Source organism: Phytobacter sp. SCO41, assembly GCF_003073275.1.
GTDB classification, from domain to species: Bacteria; Pseudomonadota; Gammaproteobacteria; order Enterobacterales; family Enterobacteriaceae; genus Phytobacter; species Phytobacter diazotrophicus.
In genome coordinates, this window is the sequence record NZ_CP027225.1 from 2817923 (window position 1) to 2840043 (window position 22121).

Consider the following 22121-nt stretch of genomic DNA (forward strand, 5'->3'; position numbering starts at 1 on the left):
GTTGCCCCAGGTTGTTTTATTCCGTTATGGCTGGAGTAAGGCTTTTTCAGCCAGCAACGCGAAATAGCGTGCGGCGTCTTCAATTAATGCTTCATCAGGATTAAACGACGGATGGTGCAAGCCATATTCACTGGCGCTGCCAATACTGACAAACGCACCGGGAATATGTTCGAGATAGACGGCAAAATCTTCCCCGCCCATATGCAACTGTGCGACCTGCGTGTCATAGCCGTGCCAGTCCGCAACGTCGCGGGTAAAGGCGGCCCAGCGTTCATCGTTAACCAGCGCCGATGGGCCTTCGAACCAGCGCACGGTGATCTCTGCATCAAAGGCGCGGGCCAGTCCGGCAGCGATATCATTGACGCGCACCTTCACTTTCTCACGCACCTCATTGCGGTGGGTACGCAGCGTGCCTTCCAGTTCGACCTGCTCCGGCAGCACATTCCAGGTATTACCGCCCTGCATCCGGGTAACACTCAGTACCACCGAATCCAGGGTATCCACATTCCGGCTGGCGATGGTTTGTAGCGCGACCACAAGCTGGCTGGCGAGCAGGATGGCGTCATTACCTTCATGGGGACGCGCGGCGTGCGCCCCTTTACCGCCGACCTGCACGACAAAGCGGTCAACGTTGGCATAAAACGGGCCGCCGCGCGTGGCGAACGTGCCCACGGGCAGGCCAGGCTCATTGTGCATGCCAAAAATAGCGCTGACACCGTTTAGCAAGCCCGCCTGAATGAGCCGCTTTGCGCCGCCGAAATTCTCTTCCGCAGGCTGGAAGATCAGCCGCACGCGTCCCGGTAAAGCGGATTCTTTCTCTTTTAGCAACAGTGCCGCGCCGAGCATGACACTGGTATGGATGTCATGGCCGCAGGCATGCATCACCCCTTTATTGCGCGAGGCATAAGGCACGTCGACCGCCTCTTCAATCGGTAATGCATCAATGTCCGCGCGCAGAGCAATCACCTTGTCGCCACTGCCCACCTCCGCGACCACGCCCGTAGGCAAAGTGATGGGGACTAAGCGCAGCCCGGCATTTTCCAGCCAGTGACTTACCCGGCGGCTGGTTTCAAACTCCTGTAACGACAGTTCCGGGTACTGATGCAACTCACGCCGCCAGTCTATCAATTGTTGAGCAAAACTCATTGCGCCACCTCCTGGATAACCGTGCTTTGCCGCCAGGATTCACTCAGCAGGCGCAATGAAGCAATACGCGCATTGGGGTCAACCAACGGGTTATCAAGAATGAACTCATCCACGCCAAATTCCGCTGCCAGCGCATCCAGCCCGGCCAGCACAGTTTCTGCGGTGCCTTTAATCAGCGACGGTTCCCGGCGGAAAATTCGTACCGCCGGGCTTCCGGCCTGACGTGCGAAGGCCTGAGCCTGGGCTTCGTTGGCAACGCTGACCCGTTGACCGTTTTCCAGTTCAACACCCCAAATCTCCACCTGCTGCGCCAGCCGTTCGGCATCGTTTTGCGTGTCGGCAACAATCACCTGCACGGCGACAATCAGGTCTCGCTGGCTCAGCGCTCGCCACTGCGTGACAACGTCACGTAGCAATGTTCTGTCGCCATTGAGATGGGCCGCAAAAACGAAATTCCAGTCGAGTTTCGCCGCCAGTTTCGCGCTCTCAAGGCTCGCGCCGAGCAGAAACCCCTGCGCACGTTCTGTGGGAAGCGGCGTGGCGGCCAGAGATTCCGCATCGGCAGTAGCCTGCTTCGCGTTAAGCCAGTTATCCAGCTCACCGAGTTGGTCGGCAAAGCTCCCCTTATCTTCCGGATGCAATCCTCGCTGTAATGCGCGCGTGGACAGAGGCAGTCCGCCTGGCGCTTTACCGATACCGATATCGATACGGCCAGGAGCCAGCGAAGCCAGCACGTTGAAGTTTTCCGCGACTTTATAAGGGCTGTAGTGTTGCAACATGACGCCGCCGGAGCCGATGCGGATCCGCTGCGTTTGTCCGGCAATCCAGGCGATAAGCAGTTCAGGGGATGGGCTGGCGAGTTGGGACGTATTGTGATGTTCCGCAATCCAGAAGCGGTGAAAGCCGCCTCTTTCTGCCTGTTGCGCCAGTTGTAACGTACGGTTCAGCGCATCCTGTGCGGTTTCATTTTCCGCAATCGGGCTTTTATCCAGCAAACTCAGACGATAAGACATGCAGCACGCTCTTATTGGGTAACATGTCTGCATTATTGGAATGGGCTTACGGCCTTGTGAAACAATTAATTTACATTAAATAAGCAAAAAATTTGCAAAGTAGCCCCCGCAGAGGGACGGTAGTCATTATTTGCGCTTATGAATAAGGCCGCATTCCCCTGTGCCGTGCAACCTCGCCGACATCGTCTTTCCTTTTGCATGCTTAGTCATTTCTGCCGTCTTTTTCGCCATATTGAATCAGTTAAACTGTCAAGTAACACTTACGTCACAAATTCAACTCATACCCATCGTTTTTTCGTCTGGTATGTTTTGCGTCGCCAAAAAAATGCAGGTAGGATGCTGCGCCATGTTGTGTCTTATTCATACGTAGAATGATTGAAAAGACAGAACGCTTTCCCAACAGAGCAAACGATTGTCTTGCTGCTCTGTGGGGTCGAGGAAGTTCCAAAAGATTCAGACAGGTCAACGGGTAACGCAATGAAAACAACCAACAACAACGCGGCGGAGCATCAGGCCGCGAAACGACGCTGGTTAAACTCTCACGAAGAGGGTTATAACAAAGCGATGGGCAACCGCCACGTACAGATGATCGCTATCGGCGGCGCAATCGGAACGGGGTTATTCTTAGGCGCCGGAGCGCGTCTGCAGATGGCGGGGCCATCACTGGCGATCGTTTATCTGGTTTGTGGTCTTTTCTCTTTCTTCATCTTACGTGCACTGGGTGAGCTGGTATTACACCGCCCTTCCAGCGGCAGTTTTGTCTCGTATGCCCGTGAATTTATGGGTGAAAAAGCGGCCTATGTCGCCGGTTGGATGTATTTCGTAAACTGGGCGATGACCGGTATCGTGGATATCACCGCCGTTGCGTTATATATGCATTATTGGGGTGCGTTTGGCGATGTACCGCAGTGGGTATTTGCCCTTGGTGCGCTCGCCATCGTCGGGACCATGAATATGATCGGCGTGAAGTGGTTCGCTGAAATGGAATTCTGGTTCGCGCTGGTCAAAGTACTGGCCATTGTCGCTTTCCTGGTTGTCGGGACTATCGTCCTGGGATCCGGTAAACCGCTGGACGGCAACGCGACGGGTTTCCATCTGATCACCGATAATGGCGGCTTCTTCCCCCACGGTCTGCTCCCTGCGCTGGTTCTGATCCAGGGTGTGGTCTTCGCCTTTGCCTCTATCGAGTTTGTCGGTACCGCAGCCGGTGAATGTAAAGACCCGGAAAAAACCGTACCGAAAGCGATCAATAGCGTTATCTGGCGTATCGGCCTGTTCTACGTTGGTTCCGTGGTGCTGCTGGTTCTGTTGCTGCCGTGGATGGCGTATCAGCCGGGGCAGAGTCCGTTTGTGACCTTCTTCTCTAAACTGGGCGTGCCGTACATGGGCGACGTGATGAATATCGTGGTCCTGACCGCTGCGCTGTCGAGCCTGAACTCCGGCTTGTACTGCACGGGGCGTATCCTGCGTTCCATGTCGATGGGGGGTTCCGCGCCTAAGTTCATGTCCAAAATGAACAAACAGCACGTACCGTACGCGGGGATCCTCGCGACCCTGGCAGTCTACGTTGTGGGCGTGTTCCTGAACTATCTGGTTCCGGCACAGGTGTTTGAAATCGTTCTTAACCAGGCGTCTGTGGGCATCATCGCGTCGTGGGGCTTTATCGTGCTCTGCCAGATGCGTCTGCGCAAAGCCATCAAACAAGGCAAAGCGGCGGAAGTCAGCTTTAAAATGCCTGGGGCACCGTTCACCTCCTGGTTAACGCTGATGTTCCTCTTCTCTGTGCTGGTTCTGATGGCGTTTGACTACCCGAACGGCACCCTGACCATCGGTTGTCTCCCACTGCTGATTGTGCTGCTGGTGATTGGCTGGTTCGGTGTGCGTAAACGCGTAGCGGAAATTCACAGCACCGCGCCGGTCGTGGCTGACGCTACCGCTGCTCCCACTGAGCTTGTAGAAGAAACCGCGAAATAATCTGACGTGTAAAAATAAAAGCCAGCCAGGTATGCCACCGGCTGGCTTTTTTTATGCGTGCTTAGAGGGCAATACGGATGATGTCGTCCGGCTCAGTGGCCTCTTTCTCTTTGCTGGCCGCCTGTTTCACGCTGACATAGAGCGTCTGACCATCGGCGGAGAGCGCCAGGCTGTTCGGATGCGTTGGCGTATCGAAGGTTTTCACCACCTTATAGGTTTTGCCATCAATCACGCTGACTTTGCCCGCCTGACGATGGGTGACATACGCTTCGTTACGCGTCGGGTTAAACAGCACCGCCAGGGATTCCGGCGCGGCGATCTTTTGCAGTACAGCTCCATTACGCAGATCAACGACCAGAACCTCAGGCGCTTTGGAGTCGGTAATAAAGGCGCGATGGCCTGCGGTGTCCAGGCTCAGATTCAGATAGAAGTGTTCTTTACCGTCATCCTGCAATTTCTTACGCGTCACAATTTTGTGGGTGGCGGTGTCGATAGTCAGCAATTCCCCGTCACCGTTGGTGCTATACAGGCGTTTTGCCGCCGCATCGATGGCCAGACCCGTACTGAATTTACCGGTCCCCGTAATGGTGTATTTGAGCGTCATGGTTTCGCCATTTACCGCCCAAATCACACTCTCATTGCCGATACCGCTGATGTAAACAGTGTTAGTCGTTTCATCCACCACCAGTTCACGCGGCTGCAGCGGACGCACAGTTTCACTGCGCTTACGGTCATCAAGCACCAGGCGCCCTTTCACATCGCCCGTTTTTGCGTCAATGGCAGTGACGGCGCCATTAGTGGTATTACCCACCCACAGGGTTTGCGTCCGGGAGTTAATGGCGGCACCGAACGGCTTGAGATCGTTATGGACAGCCAGCGTCACGTCCAGTGAAAGTGGATCCAGACGGTAGACCACGCCGCCTTTATCGGTTTTACGGCTCTGTGAGGTAGCCACCCACAGCGCGTTGTCCTGTTGGCTCCAGGCCATTTCGTAGGCACCTTTACCGACCGGTTTACGCAGCATCTCTTCGCTGGCCTGGGCGTGAAATGTCCCGGCGAGCAGCAGTGAACCTAACAACAGTGAACGACGCAGACGTGGCGCAGATAAATGACGTAAAGACATGACGACTCCCTTTGATAAACAAATATAGTTTTGCTTCACATGCTTCCATGACGCCAGGGTCATAGCCCTGCCTTATTAATTGAGAATAGTAATCATTATTGCGTGCAATGTGGAGCAGTAAATCTGTTTTTACTGTCATCGGCGGTAACGTCTACACTTTTTGTTAACGTAATGTGCCCTTAAAGTTTTCATGAATTGTTAAAGATATTAACATTACGCCATGTTCCCATTTGGTTCGTTTCTTATTCTGGTCAATTTATGAATATTTTTGCCCTTTCAAGAACAGCGTTTCCAGCGCTGTTACTTCCGGTCATCTACGCGCCTGCCGTGCTGGCGGCCGACAATGAACAAACGATGATCGTCAGCGCGACACCCCGCACAGTTTCAGAACTCGACACCCCGGCGGCTATCAGTGTCGTGAACGGCGACGATATTCGTCAGGCCACGCCTCAAATAAACCTCTCGGAATCGCTGGGCGGCGTGCCTGGCTTACAGGTGCAAAATCGCCAGAACTATGCGCAGGATTTACAGCTCTCCATTCGCGGTTTTGGTTCCCGCTCGACCTACGGCGTGCGCGGTATTCGCATGTATGTCGACGGTATTCCTGCCACCATGCCGGACGGACAGGGGCAAACCTCGAATATCGATCTCACCAGTGTCGAGAGTATCGACGTCCTGCGCGGCCCCTTCTCTGCTCTGTACGGCAATGCATCTGGCGGTGTGGTGAATGTGACCACCCAGACGGGCCATCAGCCAACGGAACTTGAAGCCAGCAGTTATTACGGCAGTTACGGAAGCTGGCGCTATGGCACTAAAGCCAGCGGTGCGGTGGGCGATGGCACACAGCCGGGCGATGTGGATTACACGGTCTCCTCGACCCGTTTTGTCACCCATGGCTATCGCGATCGCAGCGGTGCGCGTAAAAATCTTGCCAACGCCAAACTGGGTGTGCGTATCGACGAGGCCAGTAAGCTGACGCTGATTTTCAACAGCGTGGACATCAAGGCGAACGATCCGGGCGGTCTCACGAAAGAGGAGTGGCACGCTAACCCGCGCCAGTCACCGCGTGCCGTACAGTACGACACGCGCAAAACGGTTAAACAGACACAGGCCGGACTGCGTTATGAGCGCCAGCTCAGCGCGCAGGACGATGTGAGTGTCATGATGTACGCCGGGGAGCGTGAAACCACCCAGTACCAGTCAATTCCTCGCGGCCCCCAGTTGAACCCACAGCACGCCGGGGGCGTAATCGACCTGACCCGCCATTACCAGGGGATCGATACTCGCTGGACCCATCGCGGCGAACTGTTGGTACCGGTGACTATCACCAGCGGGTTGAATTACGAAACCATGAGTGAGCAGCGCAAAGGCTATGAAAACTTTGTGATGGTCAATGGCGCGCCGGATTATGGTCGTGAAGGGAATTTGCGTCGTAACGAACGCAACCTGATGTGGAACGTCGATCCTTATGTGCAAACCCGTTGGCAGTTGACCGATAAGCTGTCGCTGGATGCGGGTCTGCGTTATAGCTCGGTCTGGTTTGATTCAAACGATCACTATATTACGGCGAGCAACGGCGATGACAGCGGTGATGCCAGCTATCACAAATGGCTGCCTGCCGGGTCGCTGAAATATGCGCTGACCGATAGCTGGAATCTCTATGCGGCGGCGGGGCGTGGTTTTGAAACGCCTACCATTAACGAGCTCTCTTACCGTTCTGGCGGGCAAAGTGGACTCAATTTTGCCCTTAAGCCATCGACAAACGATACCGTCGAAATCGGCAGCAAAACTCGCGTGGGTTATGGCTTACTCAGTGCAGCACTCTTTCGCACCGATACCGATAACGAAATTGTCACCGATACCAGTAGCGGCGGACGCACCACTTATAAAAACGCTGGCAAAACGCGCCGTCAGGGTGCGGAGCTGGCGCTCGATCAGCAGTTCGCCGGAAACTGGCGGGCAAAACTGGCGTGGACGTATCTGGATGCGACCTACCGCAGCGACGTCTGCGGCGACAGTAATTGCAACGGCAACCGGATCCCCGGTATCGCGCGCAATATGGGCTTTGCATCACTGGGCTATGTCCCCGAACAAGGCTGGTATGCGGGTGCGGATGTGCACTATATGAGTGATATCGCCGCTAATGACGAAAACACGGCAACCGCACCGTCCTGGACGGTGGTCGGCCTGAACACCGGCTACAAATTTAACTACGGTAACTGGATGATGGATGTGTTCGGGCGCGTGGATAATCTGTTTGATCGTGAATATGTGGGATCGGTGATTGTTAACGAATCCAATAACCGTTACTACGAACCGGCGCCGGGGCGCAATTATGGCGTAGGTTTGTCAGTTGCTTATCGCTTTGAGTGATGGCGGTTGAATAACCAGAGGCCCTCTTTTTGCAAAGCGGGCCTCTGTCGTATCAGAAGGTCGTCCAGCCGTCGTCGCTGGTCACCTCAGCCGGTTTACGCGGCGTTGAGACTGGCGGCTGCGGCCTGGCAGGCGTCGATGATTTTACCGGCGTCGCGCCCGACTCAAGACGGAATGTCGCAACCAGTTGCTCCAGGCGTAACGCCTGCTCTTCAAGGGAACCTGCTGCGCTTGACGACTCGCTCACCAGGGCGGCGTTTTGCTGCGTGGTACTGTCCAGTTCACCCACCGCGCGGGCAATTTGTTCAATCCCGCGGCTTTGCTCCTCAGAGGCAGAAGAAATTTCACCCATGATGTCATTAACACGGGTGACCGACTGCACCACTTGCCCCATCGTTTCCCCGGCCTTAGCCACCAGTTCACTGCCGGTATTGATGCGAGACACCGACTCGGTAATCAGTTGCTCGATATCTTTCGCCGCCTGGGAACTGCGCTGAGACAGGCTACGCACTTCACTGGCGACCACCGCAAAGCCGCGCCCCTGCTCTCCCGCACGGGCTGCTTCTACCGCCGCGTTAAGTGCAAGAATGTTGGTCTGGAAGGCAATACTGTTGATGACCGCGGTAATGTCGGCAATTTTGTTTGAGCTATTGTGGATATCACTCATCGTTTTCACCACATCACGCATCACGTTGCCACCTTCACTGGCCGTGTTCGAGGCCTGCGCCGCAAGCCTGCTGGCATTACGCGCGTTATCCGCGTTGTTTTTCACCGTCGCGGTTAACTCTTCCATACTGGCCGCCGTTTGCACGACGGCGGCGGCCTGTTGCTCTGTACGAGAAGAGAGATCGGTATTACCTTCGACAATCTCCGTTGCCGCATGGGAAACCTGTGCCACGCTATTACGAACGTCAAAAATCATCTCGCGAAGACGGCTATTCATACGCCCCATTGCAGCGGTGAGTTTGCCCAGTTCATCGTCGCTTTGTGCGGTGATCTGCGAACTGAGATCGCCACTGGCGATACGCTCGGCCAGCGCCAGGTTATGGACAACAGGACGGGTGATCTGACGAATAATCCACCACGAGACAATTACGCCAATCAGAATGGCAATAATGCCGATAATGGCCGCTGTGGTACTGGAGTTATCCGCCAGCGCATCGTTATAAGTTTTCACCCGTGCAATCAGTTTCTTGATGTCAGCGCTGCTGTCATCGCCAGCGACTTTAACTTTATCCTCAGCCGTTTTGATCGCCTGAACCGCAGTAAAATAGTTGATGCTCAGGTCGCGATAACGGGCGGTTTCATCCCACAATGCCTGCATCGGAGAAAGCAGCTCAGCCGGAAGCTCGCCTGAAAGCGTTTGTACCCCAGCCTGCGCTTTGTTGAAGCGATCATCGAGAATATTGCGCGTCTCTTTCGTCGGGCTAAAACGCACCATTAACGCAGCATCGCGCACCCCACCGATGGCAATCAGTTGATCAAAAATCCGGGCGCTTAATGCGTTATCAGCCACAGGTGTGGAGATGAGTGTACTAAAGCGTGCATGCTTATCGTCTGCTCCGAGCAGGTCCAGGGTCTCGCGAACGGATTTCATGGCGTTCGTCGCCTGCTGCATTTCCGCAGACCCTGCTTCAAAGTTCGCCAGATGGCCTGACAGCGTATGCAACAGCGCGCTCTCGTCATCATTCCATGACATTTCACTTGCACTGGCGGTGAGCTGCGACGCATGTTTTACGTAGTCGGACATGATCGGACCGGCTTTCTCATCACCATAAAGATACTTCAGGCGGTTAATCTTGGCCTGAAAGACCTCAATGTTAACGCTATAAATCAGGTTGGTTTTTGCGTAGACGTCGCGGATCTCTTTAAACCGCAATACGCTCAGAACGGTAGCAATGGCAACCAGAAAAAGCACAATCCCAAACCCGACTGACAGCTTTTTACTGATAGTTATATTTTTCAACCCCTGGCTAAAAGACATCCCAAACTCCTTGCGTCACATCAATGTTAGCGCTCAACTTAGCACTCATCGATTATCGGCAGGCAGCCCAGGGAGTTAAGAGGGAAAATCGCTGAAGACAAAAAACGTGATGATGATGCTCCCCTTTGCCAAATTTTTGGTGGGGAGCATTTAAAAATCATCAAATTGCACTGAATGATTTCGAGACTAAACTATCACTCAGCTATTGAACTGCTTTAACAGTATGCCTGCGCCATCATCAATGGTGCGGTATATTGCTTTTTCGCAACCGTTTTCGTCGCCTTTCTCGAATGCGGATAATAAATCGCCATAATCATATCCACGCGATAACTCAGGTGATGAAGGATAAAGATAATTAAAGCATGGGCCAATCCGAACCCATAATTGTTCAATTATTGCGGCAAGCGTGGGCATTTCCGCATAATGATATACGGCAAAACGAAATACGCGATTCGACTGCAAAGTCAATTCAGTATTTCCTGTTTTTGCCGCCTCACTAAAAGCCTCGGCAAGAATACGCAATTCATGAACTTTACCTGCTGTCATATTTTTGCAGGCAGCGCGTACAGCCATGCCTTCAAGTTTTTTGCGGATATCACTAATTTCTATGAATCGCGCCTTACCCACGTCCGGAACAAGGAATGCTTGCGCAGGAGTAGCATGAAGTGCCCCTGCGGAAACAAGACGCAACAATGCTTCCCTGACAGGCGTAATACTGGTTCCTAATTGATCTGCAATTTCTTTCGTGATGAGCCGGGCGCCAGGTTTAAGCGCACCAATAATAAGCGCACTCTTTAGACTGGCTTCTACCTGCATAGTAAGGCTCGTCCGCTGCGCTTTTTCCAAATCAAGCATGTGATTGTGTCCCGTCCAAATTCTTATTTATTTTCAGCCTGGTAGCGTGTCGGTGAACATAATTTACGAAGATATATTATGTATAAGCATGCCTGGTATTGGATTGACGCGTAAAGTTAGAACAAAATCTTATTTTTTATGCACAACTACCAGGAACCGTTACCGATAAGGTCGTCGATTCCTTATGCTTGTATAATTAAAGACGTTTTTAAAAATTTTGCACGTATTATGATGACGGTTTTCACCGTCACCACCATTTTTAGTCATCCTCGCCGACGCGAATCACAACTTTACCGAAGTTTTTCCCGGCAAGTAAGCCAATAAAGGTCTCTGGCGCGCTTTCAAGTTCGTCAGTGATTTGCTCGCGATAATGGATTTTCCCCTCTTTAACCCACTGCGACATGTCACGCTGAAATTCGTTGATGCGGTGACCATAATCCTGGCTAATAATAAACCCCTGCAAGCGAATTCTTTTTTTCAGGAGCGTCCCCATTAATAACGGGACACGATCCGGACCATCCGGCAAAGAGGTCGCATTATAACCACTAATCAGCCCGCACAACGGAATTCGTGCTGCGGTATTCAATAATGGCAATACCGCATCAAATACCTTGCCGCCGACATTTTCGAAATAAATATCGATGCCTTGTGGACAGGCTTTCGCCAGTTGTTCGGCAAAATCGCTGGCATGGTGATCGAGACAGGCATCAAAACCAAGTGTATCCACCGCATGGCGACATTTTTCACTGCCGCCAGCAACGCCCACAACCCGGCACCCTTTGATTTTACCTATCTGGCCGACCGTCGCCCCTACCGGCCCTGTAGCCGCAGCGACGACCAGCGTCTCTCCCGCTTTCGGCTGCCCGATATCCAGTAACCCCATATAGGCAGTGAAACCCGGCATCCCGAGCACGCCGAGCGACCACGATGGATGTTCAGGATTTTCGCCGAGTTTGACGAGCCCTTCACCGCCGGAAATCTCGTAATCCTGCCAGCCGCTGTAGCCCAGCACCCAGTCGCCTTCGTGGAAATCGTTATGCTGTGACTGTACGACGCGACTGATGGTAGCGCCGCACATGACACCATCAACCGGCACCGGCGGACTGTAAGATGGCGCATCGCTCATCCTGCCGCGCATATAGGGGTCAAGTGAAAGGTAGACGGTTCGCAGCAGCACCTGGCCTTCGCCTGGGGTGGCAATGGCATCTTCTTCAAGCCGAAAATTGTCGACTGTCGGTGCGCCCTTTGGCCTTGAGGCCAGAACCCAACGGCGGTTGCGGTCATGCTGTTGTTTCATGTTGCTCTCCTGTTCCCATGAAAAGTTCTATTGATACTAGTCGTGGAAAACAGGAGATGCACATTCATTGTTAACTGCCTGGATTAAGGCGCACTACCAGGTAGCGACAGGATGTGTCAGTTTCATTAATGAAGCGACAGTCGTTAGGCGGGCCGAGCTCCAGGCAATCCCCCGCTTTCATTTCATGGCGCGTATCACCCTCCATAAAGACCAGCTCCCCCTCCTGCAGCCAGATCAATTGCCTGGCAAGTGCGTAAGAAGAGGCTGGCATCGGGATATTGCTGCCAGGGGGTAAATCGATTTGTACCAGGTCGATGGGCAGATCGCTGCGCGGCGAGATATGACGGCGCAAATAATGCGTCTGTGGGTCGCGCCAGACGGGCTGGTCGGCAAAGCGCAACAGCTTACCCTCTTGCATCTCAGCGCGCGCAATCAGAGTAGACATGCTAATGCCAAACGCCCCGGATAAGCGGGCAAGCAGTGTCGCCGTAGGGCTACTTTCCCCGCGTTCAATCTTATGGATCATGGCGCGCGAGACGCCAGCGCGCTCGGCCAGTTCGCTAAGCGACCAGCCTCGGGATTCCCGTTCAACGCGAATTCGCGCACTGATCCGTTGATTTATGTTGTCTGTAATAGTATTCATATCGTAATACTATAGTGAACAATCACTGAGGTTCAACCATGAATATTCGTTACGCCAGTAAAGACGATTGCGCGGCAATTGCAGAGATCTACAATCACGCCGTCGTGCACACTGCGGCCATCTGGAATGACAAAACTGTTGACGTGGATAACCGGATTGCCTGGTTCGAAGCACGTGCGCTACTGGGTTATCCCGTACTGGTAAGCGAAGAAGGTGACGTTGTCACTGGCTATGCGTCGTTTGGCGACTGGCGCGCGTTCGACGGTTTCCGTCACACGGTCGAGCATTCTGTCTACGTCCATCCGGATCACCAGGGTAAGAAAATCGGTCAGGCGCTGATGGCGCGACTGATTGACGAGGCTAAACGCGTTGGCAAACATGTAATGGTTGCTGGCATCGAGTCGCAGAACCATGCCTCTATCCATCTGCATGAGAAACTGGGTTTCACCGTCACTGCGCAGATGCCGCAGGTGGGCACCAAATTTGGCCGCTGGCTGGATCTGACGTTTATGCAATTGCAACTGGATCAGCGCCAGGACCCGGACGCCATCTGATGAATCAGACCCTTACCCTCTGCTTTCTGGTTGCCGCTGGCATTGGCCTGGTGGTGCAAAACACCCTTATGGTACGCATCACCCAGTCGTCATCCACTATATTGATCGCGATGTTGCTGAACTCGCTGGTGGGGATCGTTCTGTTTGTCAGTATCTTGTTGGTAAAACACGGCCTGTCCGGCTTTAGCGAACTGGCGGCAACCGTCCGCTGGTGGACGTTGATCCCCGGTCTGCTCGGTTCGTTTTTTGTCTTCGCCAGTATCAGTGGTTATCAGTACGTGGGGGCCGCCACCACCATTGCCGTGTTGGTAGCCAGTCAGTTGATTGGAGGGCTGGTGATGGATGTGGTCAGAAGCCAGGGGGTGGCACTCAAAGCCCTGATTGGCCCGGTATGCGGTGCGGTTCTGCTGGTGATTGGCGCCTGGCTGGTTGCCAGACGCCAGTTCTGATTTACAGGATACTGCCACCTTTGGTGAGCTGCTCGCGTCGCGCTTCCATATCCTCTTTATGCTGACGACCATGCTGCGAGATGGCGTGACGCAGGCGCTGTTGCTGGGTATAACGCTCTTCCCGGCTCAGCGCGCTATCGTCGCTCAGTGCAATCAGCAGCTCGTTCATATTTGCAATCACGCTTTGTGCAATGGTTTCGTCCACGCGGGCGATTACCTCATCCAGATGTGACATGCCTCCCCCTGTTAATTCAGTTTTGCTTTCGAAAAATCACTGCCCATTAAGCTCACGCTATAACCCGTGACGTTACTGCGTGTGGCATAGAAGGTTTTACCGTTCGCCAGCGCAATCCACGGCGCCTGCTGATAGAAGACCTCTTGTGCCTGACCATAAAGCCCGGCGCGTTTTGCCGGATCGCTGGTCAGTTTAGCCTGCAATACCGGGCCATCATACGCTTTATCGCACCAGCGTGCGGCATTCGAACCGCTTTTCACACTGGCGCAGCTTAACAGGGTGTCGGCAAAGTTATCCGGGTCGCCATTATCCGACATCCAGCCAAACAGCGCGGTATCATGCTCACCGCGACGCATCCCGGCCAGGTATTCGCCCCACTCATAAGAGACAATTTTCGCTTTCACGCCCACTTTCGCCCAGTCGCTCTGGATCATCTCCGCAATGCGACGTGAGTTCGGGTTGTACGGACGCTGTACCGGCATGGACCAGAGGGTCGTTTCAAAGCCCTTCTCCAGCCCGGCCTGTTTCAGCAGTGCTTTGGCTTTTTCCGGATCGTAGCCGTAATCTTTCAGATCTTTTTTGTAGCCCAGCATGTTCGGCGGCAACGGTGATTTCGCCACGGTACCCGACCCCAGGAAGACCGCATCGACAATCGCTTTTTTGTCAGTAGCGTAATTCAACGCCTGACGCACCAGGACATTATCAAACGGTTTTTTCTCGGTGTTAAACGCCAGATAGCCGACGTTCAGCGCATCGATAGTGTGCAGGGTCAGATCTTTATTGCCCTTAATCTGCTCAAACTGAACCGGCGCAGGCGCCGGGATAATCTGACACTCGTTGGTTTGCAGTTTCGCCAGACGGGTCTGGACATCCGGGGTGATGGCAAAAATCAGGTGTTTTGTCGGCACCTCGCCGTCCCAGTAGTTGGGGTTTGCGAGATAGCGAATTTGCGCGTCGGTTTTGTATTGCTGTAAGACATACGGGCCCGTACCGATCGGCCAGTTATCGACATTCTCCGGCGTCCCTTTTTTCAGCATGGCGTCGGCATATTCCGCCGAGAGGATGGAGGCGAAGTCCATTCCCCAGTCGGCAAGAAACGCGGCGTTAGGCTCGCTCAAAACAAACTGAACGTGATAGTCATCAACCTTTTTGACATCCTGAATCAGTTTATCCAGCCCAACATCGCTGAAATATTCGTAATTTCCTTTCGAAACATTATGATAAGGATGCTTAGGGTCTTTCTGACGCATGACGGAGAAAATAACGTCATCCGCATTAAAATCGCGGGTCGGTTTAAAGTATTTATTGCTGTTAAATTTAACGCCCTGGCGCAGCGTAAAGGTGTATGTTTTCCCGTCCGGCGAGATTGTCCAGGCGGTGGCCAGTGATGGAATCGGGGTGTTTTTCACCGGATCGAAGTTCACCAGTCGGTTATACAGCACCTGTGAACTGGCGACAAACGATGGGCCAGAGCTGGCGATTTGCGGGTTGAACGATTCCGGCGAGGCTTCGGAGCAATAGACAAGGGTGTCATTGTTTGCCGCCCACACGGCGCCTGCAGGTAACAGCGTGCTCAGCGCCAGCGCGAGCAGGGATTTCCTTGCGAACATAGATTCGGGCCTTATTTATTATTTGGAGTATTAATCTCAGCACAGCAGAAGTGAACTGGCAAATAACGAATCACTATCAGGTTATTCTAATCCAGTTGTTTTTGCTGAATTTTCCAGCAAAATTAAATTTATCATTCAACTTAAACGAACTTCTTGCCGTCAAGGTTTATGAGATGGTCTCAATGCGTCGAGAATTCAATGGTTTTGCGCTCTCTTCTGCCGTTTGTTTGTGATGACATTGCGTACAGTAGACGCGTGAAAAAGTCTATGGGATGAAAACGTGGCAAAAACACTCTTGCGCAGCGGCGATCTTGATGATTTTCAAGCCGTGGGCGGCGGCGGTCAGGCCGTATTTGATTCGGCGTTACAAATTCGTGAAGCCCTGCGTCTGCGTAAGCAGCAGGCGCTGGTTGACTGCCTTGCCATACCGCAGGTGAATGATGAAGGCGACCGCGTTGACTGGTACTCCCCTGTCGAAGGCCGCGCCCAGGCCTGGAAAGCCGCCGATGAAGATGCGCGCTTTCGTGCCTTACGTTACCTGGAAAGCACCCTGGACAGCGCCGCGACCCTCAGCCGCAAATGCATGCAGTCGCCAAAAACGGCACAGCAACTGTTTGGTTCACTGCTGGAAAAAGCGTTGCAGTTTCCCGGTGAAAACCACGTTTTTCTTGTCGACGGTAAGCCGGTCATCACCTTCTGGGGCTTTGTTAATCTCAATGAGAGTGCCAGAGACGATGTGCTGGAATGCCTGCGCAGAGAAGATATTCCGGAGCCGCTTGCCGTTATCGAGCCAGAACCGGAACCTGCCGAAGAGCCTGTTGCCACGGTCACGATAAGCCACGCCGACGAACCGCTGCTCGCGCCTGTGCCGGGAATCAGCACAGCCGTAGCGAAAGACGAACCGGTAATGCAAATGGCCTCGCCGGTTGCTGAACCTGAGCCCGTTCCCGAGCCGGAACCGACGCCAGCCCCTGTCGCGGTAAAACGTCGCCGCTACGGCCTGTGGGTTTTGCCGATTGCGGCCGCCGTGGCTGCGGCGGTTGCGGTGCCATTATGGTTAAATCAGCAACATGAAGCCCCCGCCCCGAAAACCGTACAGTCTGCGCCTGTGGTGGCCAGCCCCGAACCTGCGCCGGTCGCCGTTGTGCGTCACACCCCAACGCTGAATGCAAATCTGCCGCTCCATCAGGCCGAGGTGATTGCGCCCAAAGTGGAAACACCTGAACCCGTGGTACATGAGAAAAAACCGTTGGTGATCACCGCTATCCCGAAAGATGCGCTGGTCATGGACGCGCTGGAAGTAAAAACGGGCTCGACCCGTTTCCTCAATGGTAACTGGCGCGTCGTGATGGACGTGAAAGACCAGGCCACCGGCAAAGATGTCACTATGCGTTTTCAGATTCAGAACAATAAAGGCACGGCGCGCGTTATTCAGGGCAATAATTTGAGCTGTCGCGCCGACCTGTACTCCGGCCTGCACGAAACCGGGGTTTTAATGATCAAGAGTCGCAGCACGGCACGTTGCACCGACGGTTCCCGCTACCCAATGCCGGAGATTTCCTGCAAAGCCGGAACCAATGATATCGCGGAATGCAGTGCGCGCTTTGAAGCGAATACCACGCCCGTTGCGGTGACCTTCAGAAAAACAGGTGCCTGATTTTATGCTGGTTAATCTTTGTGATTACAAACAGAGCGTCACACTTATCGCCAACAGTGGCGTCCAGTTTCTTGATTTTGGCCTGACGCCACAGGAGTCGGCACAAAGCGGTCGCTTTGTACGTAAGACGGCGAACGGTCCACTGTTGCGCCTGGATTACGATCTGGTCAATGAACGCTATACCCTACCGGCGCACAATGGCGGCATGCCCGAGGTGGTCAAACCGGAAAGCACCCAGTCGCTGCACGCGTCGCTGGCGGTGCTCGATGGCGTGTGGCTGCCCATACCGTTCTTACGCTTCAACCCGCCGCGTACCTTCGTCGAAGGGCCAGAAAACTGGGCGCGGGTACAGATTCGTAAACTGAGTGAACCGGATGGCGCCGGGAATACCCACCGCGTAACCCTGGCCCTCGACAGCCAGATCAACGGCAACTCCCCGTCAGCGCTGGCACCGCAAGAGAACGATATTCTTAACGGCACACGCTTCGCGCTGGCCTGGCGTGATGACGAAGTGGCGGATTTTCTCGATCAAACCTGGGTAGATGGCTGGTTACGGGAAGCGTTTCTTCAGCACATCAATCAGGATGAACAACGCAGTGAGCGTGAAATTACCCAGGCGTTGCGCAGCTTTGAATATCAGGCGCACTGGCTGAACCTGCTTACCCTGCTGGGAACGCAGCTTCTGGTGCCTGAGGTGAAAATTGTCACCCACACGCTGAGCACCCCGGCGATCCCGGTGGATTTAATTCTCGATGTTGGCAACACCCACACTTGTGGCGTCATTATTGAAGATCATGGCGATGCCAACGATGGCCTGCGCCAGACCGCCGAGCTGCAGGTGCGTTCCTTAAGCGAACCGCAATTCCTTAATGAACCCCTGTTCACCAGCCGCCTGGAGTTCTCCGAAGCACGCTTTGGCAAACAGCATTTCTCGGTAGAAAGCGGACGCGAAGACGCGTTTATCTGGCCTTCTATTGTGCGTGTCGGCGACGAGGCCCGCAAACTGGCGATGCAGCGTCTGGGAACCGAAGGCAACAGCGGAATTTCCAGCCCGCGCCGTTACCTTTGGGATGAAACCCCGGTATTGCAGGACTGGCGTTTTAGCCAGATGAACAGCAAAACGCAGCGCGAACCTCTGGCAACCGCGTTTCCGCTGATGAACCTGATGAACGATGAAGGTCAGCCGCTGTATACCCTACCCGTCGATGAGCGCCTGCCCGTCTTTTCGCCACAATACAGTCGCAGCACCTTGATGACACATATGCTGTGCGAGCTGCTGGCACAGGCGCTCGGGCAGATTAATAGCGTCGCCACCCGTTTGCGTCTGGGCTTTCCCGCCTCGCCGCGTCAGTTGCGCACCATTATTCTGACCCTGCCGTCGGCGATGCCGAAGCAGGAACGTGAAATTTTCCGCCGCCGGATGTTCGAAGCCATTGCGCTGGTCTGGAAAGCCATGGGCTGGCATCCACAAGATGATGACTTTGCGCATCGCAAGCAGCAGGAAAAAAGCGTGGTGCCGGTTCCGCATATCCAGATGGAGTGGGACGAAGCCAGTTGCGGTCAACTCGTCTGGCTGTATAACGAGGCGATTTCCCGCTACGCCGGGCAAACCGAAACCTTTTTTGCCTCCCTCGCCCGTCCCGATCGGGCCGAAGCCCCAGGCGCGCGGCCGGGACGCTCCCTGCGCGTTGCCTCGGTGGATATCGGCGGCGGCACAACCGATATGGCGATCACCCATTATCAGCTTGATGATGGTACCGGCAGCAACGTTAAAATCACCCCGCAATTGCTGTTCCGTGAAGGGTTTAAAGTGGCGGGTGACGATGTGCTGCTGGATGTGATTCAGCGCTGCGTGCTGCCTGCGATGCAAACCCAATTGCAAAAAGCCGGGATTACGGATGCCGCCTCGTTGCTGGCAACCCTGTTTGGCGACTCCGGGCGTATTGATACGCAGGCGGTGTTGCGCCAACAAACCACCCTGCAACTGTTCATGCCCATTGGCCATGCCATTCTGGCGGCGTGGGAAGAGAGTGATGTTAACGATCCGCTTGCCGGACTGTATGCCACGTTCGGCGAACTGTTGAGCCAGTTGCCAACGCGCAACGTGATGAACTACCTCAAACAGGCGATCGACCATGCGCTCCCTGCCGGCTCGCCGGAGTTTGATGTGCTGAGCGTGCCGATTCAGGTCAACTTCCGCGAATTACAGGACGCGATGCTAGCCGGGCAATTTACTCTTGCCTCGCCGCTGCACGCGGTCTGCGAAGCCATCAGCCATTACTGTTGTGATGTCCTGTTGATTACCGGACGTCCTGGCTGTCTGCCGGGTGTGCAGGCGTTGATTCGCCATTTGCAGCCGGTGCCGGTTAACCGCATGATCTGGCTTGATAAGTACCGCGTGCATGAGTGGTATCCGTTCAGCCAGCAAGGCAAAATCGGCAACCCGAAATCGACCGCGGCGGTAGGGGCAATGCTGTGCAGCCTGGCGCTGGATCTGCGTCTGCCGCGCTTTAACTTTAAAGCCGCTGACATCGGCGCCTACTCGACCGTGCGCTATCTCGGCGTGCTGGATAACGTGGTCAACACCCTGCGCGATGAGAATATCTGGTATCACGATATCGATCTGGATAAACCGGGCGCGAAGCTGGATGCCCGTCTGCATTTCCCGCTGCGTGGTAATGTCACGCTCGGTTTTCGTCAACTGGCAAACGCCCGCTGGCCTGCCACCCCGCTCTACACGCTGAGCATTAACTCTTCTGACCTGGCGAAAACCATCGCAGGCGACGGGGTGTTGAATGTGCGGCTGCAATTTAGCGGCGGCAACAAACACCAGGGGCCGGAATCGTTTATTCTGAGCGAAGCCTGGCTGCAGGATGGTACGCCGGTTCCCGCCGATGCGTTAACCTTCAAATTGAATACGCTGGCCGATCGCCGCCACAGTGGCAGCCATTACTGGATCGACAGCGGGAGTGTGTATCTGAAATGAGTGCAAGTATGAGCACGACCCAGGCGATCAGTGCATGGATCAATGAAAACCGTCAGATTTCACCGTTGCTGGATGATGACGCGGACGCGCTACGGGCGCGCTTAACGGCGCTAACGGCGCAGGAGTCTGCGCTGGAAAGCGCCGTAAAAATGCCCTGCACCGTTGGGCTGTACGGGCATGCTCAGGCAGCCAAAGCCCATTTACTTGCCGCGCTGTGCGACAGCGGCAACGGACGTTTACATGTCTTGCTGGGTGAGAAGACGCTGGATTATTTCAGCCATCTCAACCCCGGCCATATGTTGACCAGTATGGCGCTGCGTTTCAGCCGCGAAAATCCGCGTGTTGATGATAATTTCCCCCTGCGCTTACGTCTGATTAGCGAGGCGGAACTGGTGCAGGTCTTCATCGCGCACGCGCAGGCCATGCCGGAAGTGCGTGTCGTCGACAAGACGGTTATTGAAAGCCGTCTGGCAAAATGGCGCGCACTGCGCCAGCCAAACCCGGTACCGGGCATTAGCGCGGAAGATGTCGGGGGAATTGCCCGTTTCTGGCGCTCGGTGGTGCCGTCATCACAACAGCATATGGACGACGCGCTGTGGTATCAGTTCGCCTGCCTTCTCCCATCGCTGGACTTGAGCGCTCGCGCCAGTGCCTGGGCACTGCTGTGGGGTGAGCAACAGGAGTTAACTCAACAGTGGCTATCGCTGGCGCATACGCTGCACCAGACCGGAAACGCCAGGGAACTGGCGGCGCCGTTGAGCCTGTTAGTCGATAACTTCGCCCTGCCGACCGAAGGTTTTCTCACCCCTACGGAACAGGACAATGAAGCCATTGCCGGTGAGGTGGTAGTGCATCCGTGGTCGGACGATCAATTACAGAATGCGGTCAGTATTCCTGTTTCGACGCTGGCGCTGTTAACCAAAGAGCTGGTGCTTCCGGTCGAAAACAGTGAACTGAACGGTGTGGATATTCTGGATATCCCCACCCCGGCGCCGCAGGAGAGACATCCGCTGTGGAACAGTAAATGCCGCTGGCTGCTGGAAAGCTATCGTCAGCAATTACAGCCGGATGTCTTACTGATTTGCAATGCCACAGCGCATCGCTCAACCACGACGGCAACGGCGAAAGCGTTACTGAACTGGGTGAAGGAGACGCAATCGGGCCATGAGACCGCACTGCCTGGCCTGGTCTGGACCATCACCCCGCACGATGCCCGTTTTACCAGCGGACAGAATCTTGATGAAGTGGTGCAACAACTGGTCGGGAAACCGGGCCAGCACTGGGGTACGCTGCAGGCGCTGGATGCCAGCAGTTTACAACGGGTTCTTGAGTGGCTCGCCCAGGCAACCGCCCCGGCGCTGCGTCAGCATCGCTTCAAATCCCTGCGTGAACGTCATCAACTGGCGCTGCGCGATCTGATGCAGGCCTGGCTTATCGCCCCCGCAAAAGAGAATGCCGCTCAGCGTACCCGCGCAGAAGCGGTCGTGCGTGAGTTGCAGACCCATGCGGCGCGTCATGGCGAGTTGCTGGAAGGCCTGCTGCCGGATATGCAGCAATTTGACTCTCTGTGGAAGGTTCAGCAACCGCGCGAAGAACAGGTCAGTGGCTTGTTTAACGATGCCATCGACCTGTTTGGCGAGGCGGCAGAGAGCAGCGAACAGCCTCAAGTGGCGCGTGATGCGGGCCAACAGGCGCACGCGATGTGGATCAATCACTTGCGTCAGTGGAGTCGTAATGATGAGAACGCCGCCCGGCTTGGCCTCTCGTCCGCCACCGTGCGGCAGATGGCGGAAATCATCATCATCAGTAGCTACCGACTGAATATGCCGGAGCAGTTGCAGAAGATTATGCAGCGCGATACCGCTTCTGCGGCGCAGTTGTACGCCGCCATTGGTAATTTTGTCGCCTGGCTGGGTTATGCCGATGTTCCGGAAGCGCAGCGCCCTGCCAGCCGCGTGCAGAAAGGCAGCGCTGTGTTCGCCTCCGCGAGTTCTGGCTCGACGGAACGGTTAACGCGTTTAGGCGAACAACCTGTTCATGCTGCAACGCGCTATGTTTACGACTGGCTGGTCGCTCTCTATACCCGGTCAGTGGAAAACATGGGTTATAGCCATCCGCATGATATTTCTCCCACCGCGCGCAAGAAACTCAAAACGCTGCTGCCATAAAAAAGACCCGGCCACCATAACCGGTGGGTCGGGCCTTATCGCTTTACACGCGCT

At 54.7% G+C, this 22121-nt stretch carries 16 protein-coding genes; 7 read left to right on the forward strand and 9 right to left on the reverse strand.

Annotated features, from left to right (window positions below; all coding sequences use genetic code 11):
- Positions 1–24: 24 nt before the first annotated feature.
- Together C5523_RS13715 and C5523_RS13720 are read right to left on the reverse strand one after the other, a co-directional pair.
- Positions 25–1146, reverse strand: coding sequence for an amidohydrolase (locus tag C5523_RS13715; RefSeq protein WP_108701340.1), 1122 nt, complete (start codon positions 1144–1146; stop codon positions 25–27).
- Positions 1143–2159: an LLM class flavin-dependent oxidoreductase gene (locus C5523_RS13720; protein WP_108701341.1), complete on the reverse strand. Its 1017-nt coding sequence runs from the start codon at positions 2157–2159 to the stop codon at positions 1143–1145. The genes C5523_RS13715 and C5523_RS13720 overlap by 4 nt, the downstream gene beginning before the upstream one ends.
- Before the next feature lie 477 nt (positions 2160–2636).
- Here C5523_RS13720 and ansP point away from each other — a divergent pair, with 477 nt between their 5' ends.
- On the forward strand, positions 2637–4133 hold the full coding sequence (gene ansP, locus C5523_RS13725; RefSeq protein WP_039079082.1) for an L-asparagine permease: 1497 nt from the start codon (positions 2637–2639) through the stop codon (positions 4131–4133).
- Between the two features lie 61 nt (positions 4134–4194).
- Here the strand turns inward: ansP and C5523_RS13730 are convergent, their stop codons facing one another.
- Positions 4195–5256 carry a YncE family protein gene (locus C5523_RS13730; protein ID WP_108701342.1) on the reverse strand — a complete coding sequence of 354 codons (1062 nt, stop codon included), beginning with the start codon at positions 5254–5256 and terminating at the stop codon, positions 4195–4197.
- A gap of 258 nt (positions 5257–5514) precedes the next feature.
- On the opposite strand from C5523_RS13730, the gene pqqU reads away from it, so the two are divergent.
- A complete protein-coding gene (pqqU, locus tag C5523_RS13735) occupies positions 5515–7629 on the forward strand; it encodes a TonB-dependent receptor PqqU (protein ID WP_108701343.1) in 2115 nt (704 codons plus the stop codon).
- Positions 7630–7681: 52 nt separating this feature from the next.
- Here the strand turns inward: pqqU and C5523_RS13740 are convergent, their stop codons facing one another.
- From C5523_RS13740 to C5523_RS13755, 4 genes are all read right to left on the reverse strand, one after another.
- Positions 7682–9613, reverse strand: coding sequence for a methyl-accepting chemotaxis protein (locus C5523_RS13740; protein ID WP_108701344.1), 1932 nt, complete (start codon positions 9611–9613; stop codon positions 7682–7684).
- Between the two features lie 198 nt (positions 9614–9811).
- Positions 9812–10468 carry a GntR family transcriptional regulator gene (locus C5523_RS13745; RefSeq protein WP_039079086.1) on the reverse strand — a complete coding sequence of 219 codons (657 nt, stop codon included), beginning with the start codon at positions 10466–10468 and terminating at the stop codon, positions 9812–9814.
- A 259-nt stretch (positions 10469–10727) separates the two neighbouring features.
- Positions 10728–11765 (reverse strand): NADP-dependent oxidoreductase, encoded by a 1038-nt coding sequence (locus C5523_RS13750; protein ID WP_103245624.1) that lies wholly within the window; start codon positions 11763–11765, stop codon positions 10728–10730.
- A 70-nt stretch (positions 11766–11835) separates the two neighbouring features.
- The gene (locus C5523_RS13755) at positions 11836–12408 is read right to left on the reverse strand and encodes a helix-turn-helix transcriptional regulator (protein ID WP_039079088.1); all 573 of its coding nucleotides are present in this window, start codon (positions 12406–12408) and stop codon (positions 11836–11838) included.
- A 38-nt stretch (positions 12409–12446) separates the two neighbouring features.
- Between C5523_RS13755 and mddA the strand changes: the two genes are divergently transcribed.
- Both mddA and C5523_RS13765 read left to right on the forward strand, forming a co-directional pair.
- Positions 12447–12962: an L-methionine sulfoximine/L-methionine sulfone acetyltransferase gene (gene mddA / locus C5523_RS13760; protein WP_039079089.1), complete on the forward strand. Its 516-nt coding sequence runs from the start codon at positions 12447–12449 to the stop codon at positions 12960–12962.
- Positions 12962–13411: a DMT family transporter gene (locus tag C5523_RS13765; RefSeq protein ID WP_071194147.1), complete on the forward strand. Its 450-nt coding sequence runs from the start codon at positions 12962–12964 to the stop codon at positions 13409–13411. Before mddA ends, C5523_RS13765 begins: the two co-directional genes overlap by 1 nt.
- A gap of 1 nt (position 13412) precedes the next feature.
- On the opposite strand, the gene C5523_RS13770 is transcribed toward C5523_RS13765, so the two are convergent.
- Both C5523_RS13770 and C5523_RS13775 read right to left on the reverse strand, forming a co-directional pair.
- The gene (locus tag C5523_RS13770; protein WP_039079091.1) at positions 13413–13646 is read right to left on the reverse strand and encodes a DUF2526 family protein; all 234 of its coding nucleotides are present in this window, start codon (positions 13644–13646) and stop codon (positions 13413–13415) included.
- 11 nt (positions 13647–13657) lie between these two features.
- Positions 13658–15256, reverse strand: a complete 1599-nt coding sequence (locus C5523_RS13775) for an ABC transporter substrate-binding protein (RefSeq protein ID WP_071194146.1) — start codon at positions 15254–15256, stop codon at positions 13658–13660.
- A gap of 280 nt (positions 15257–15536) precedes the next feature.
- On the opposite strand from C5523_RS13775, the gene C5523_RS13780 reads away from it, so the two are divergent.
- The 3 genes from C5523_RS13780 to C5523_RS13790 are packed head-to-tail and all read left to right on the forward strand — an operon-like array spanning position 15537 to position 22067.
- Positions 15537–16913, forward strand: a complete 1377-nt coding sequence (locus C5523_RS13780) for an SrfA family protein (RefSeq protein ID WP_108701345.1) — start codon at positions 15537–15539, stop codon at positions 16911–16913.
- A 4-nt stretch (positions 16914–16917) separates the two neighbouring features.
- Complete coding sequence (locus tag C5523_RS13785; protein WP_039079094.1) at positions 16918–19899, forward strand: virulence factor SrfB; 2982 nt, start codon at positions 16918–16920, stop codon at positions 19897–19899.
- Positions 19896–22067, forward strand: coding sequence for a virulence factor SrfC family protein (locus C5523_RS13790; protein ID WP_108701346.1), 2172 nt, complete (start codon positions 19896–19898; stop codon positions 22065–22067). The genes C5523_RS13785 and C5523_RS13790 overlap by 4 nt, the downstream gene beginning before the upstream one ends.
- The last annotated feature ends 54 nt before the right edge of the window (positions 22068–22121 follow it).

What these genes read in the sequence shown, in the direction of transcription:
- mddA (WP_039079089.1), top strand. Translation starts at nt 12,447, where the DNA reads ATGAATATTCGTTACGCCAGTAAAGACGATTGCGCGGCAATTGCAGAG.
- C5523_RS13755 (WP_039079088.1), bottom strand. Translation starts at nt 12,408, where the DNA reads ATGAATACTATTACAGACAACATAAATCAACGGATCAGTGCGCGAATT.
- C5523_RS13750 (WP_103245624.1), bottom strand. Translation starts at nt 11,765, where the DNA reads ATGAAACAACAGCATGACCGCAACCGCCGTTGGGTTCTGGCCTCAAGG.
- C5523_RS13745 (WP_039079086.1), bottom strand. Translation starts at nt 10,468, where the DNA reads ATGCTTGATTTGGAAAAAGCGCAGCGGACGAGCCTTACTATGCAGGTA.
- C5523_RS13740 (WP_108701344.1), bottom strand. Translation starts at nt 9,613, where the DNA reads ATGTCTTTTAGCCAGGGGTTGAAAAATATAACTATCAGTAAAAAGCTG.
- C5523_RS13715 (WP_108701340.1), bottom strand. Translation starts at nt 1,146, where the DNA reads ATGAGTTTTGCTCAACAATTGATAGACTGGCGGCGTGAGTTGCATCAG.
- pqqU (WP_108701343.1), top strand. Translation starts at nt 5,515, where the DNA reads ATGAATATTTTTGCCCTTTCAAGAACAGCGTTTCCAGCGCTGTTACTT.
- C5523_RS13720 (WP_108701341.1), bottom strand. Translation starts at nt 2,159, where the DNA reads ATGTCTTATCGTCTGAGTTTGCTGGATAAAAGCCCGATTGCGGAAAAT.
- C5523_RS13775 (WP_071194146.1), bottom strand. Translation starts at nt 15,256, where the DNA reads ATGTTCGCAAGGAAATCCCTGCTCGCGCTGGCGCTGAGCACGCTGTTA.
- ansP (WP_039079082.1), top strand. Translation starts at nt 2,637, where the DNA reads ATGAAAACAACCAACAACAACGCGGCGGAGCATCAGGCCGCGAAACGA.
- C5523_RS13730 (WP_108701342.1), bottom strand. Translation starts at nt 5,256, where the DNA reads ATGTCTTTACGTCATTTATCTGCGCCACGTCTGCGTCGTTCACTGTTG.
- C5523_RS13765 (WP_071194147.1), top strand. Translation starts at nt 12,962, where the DNA reads ATGAATCAGACCCTTACCCTCTGCTTTCTGGTTGCCGCTGGCATTGGC.
- C5523_RS13790 (WP_108701346.1), top strand. Translation starts at nt 19,896, where the DNA reads ATGAGTGCAAGTATGAGCACGACCCAGGCGATCAGTGCATGGATCAAT.
- C5523_RS13770 (WP_039079091.1), bottom strand. Translation starts at nt 13,646, where the DNA reads ATGTCACATCTGGATGAGGTAATCGCCCGCGTGGACGAAACCATTGCA.
- C5523_RS13785 (WP_039079094.1), top strand. Translation starts at nt 16,918, where the DNA reads ATGCTGGTTAATCTTTGTGATTACAAACAGAGCGTCACACTTATCGCC.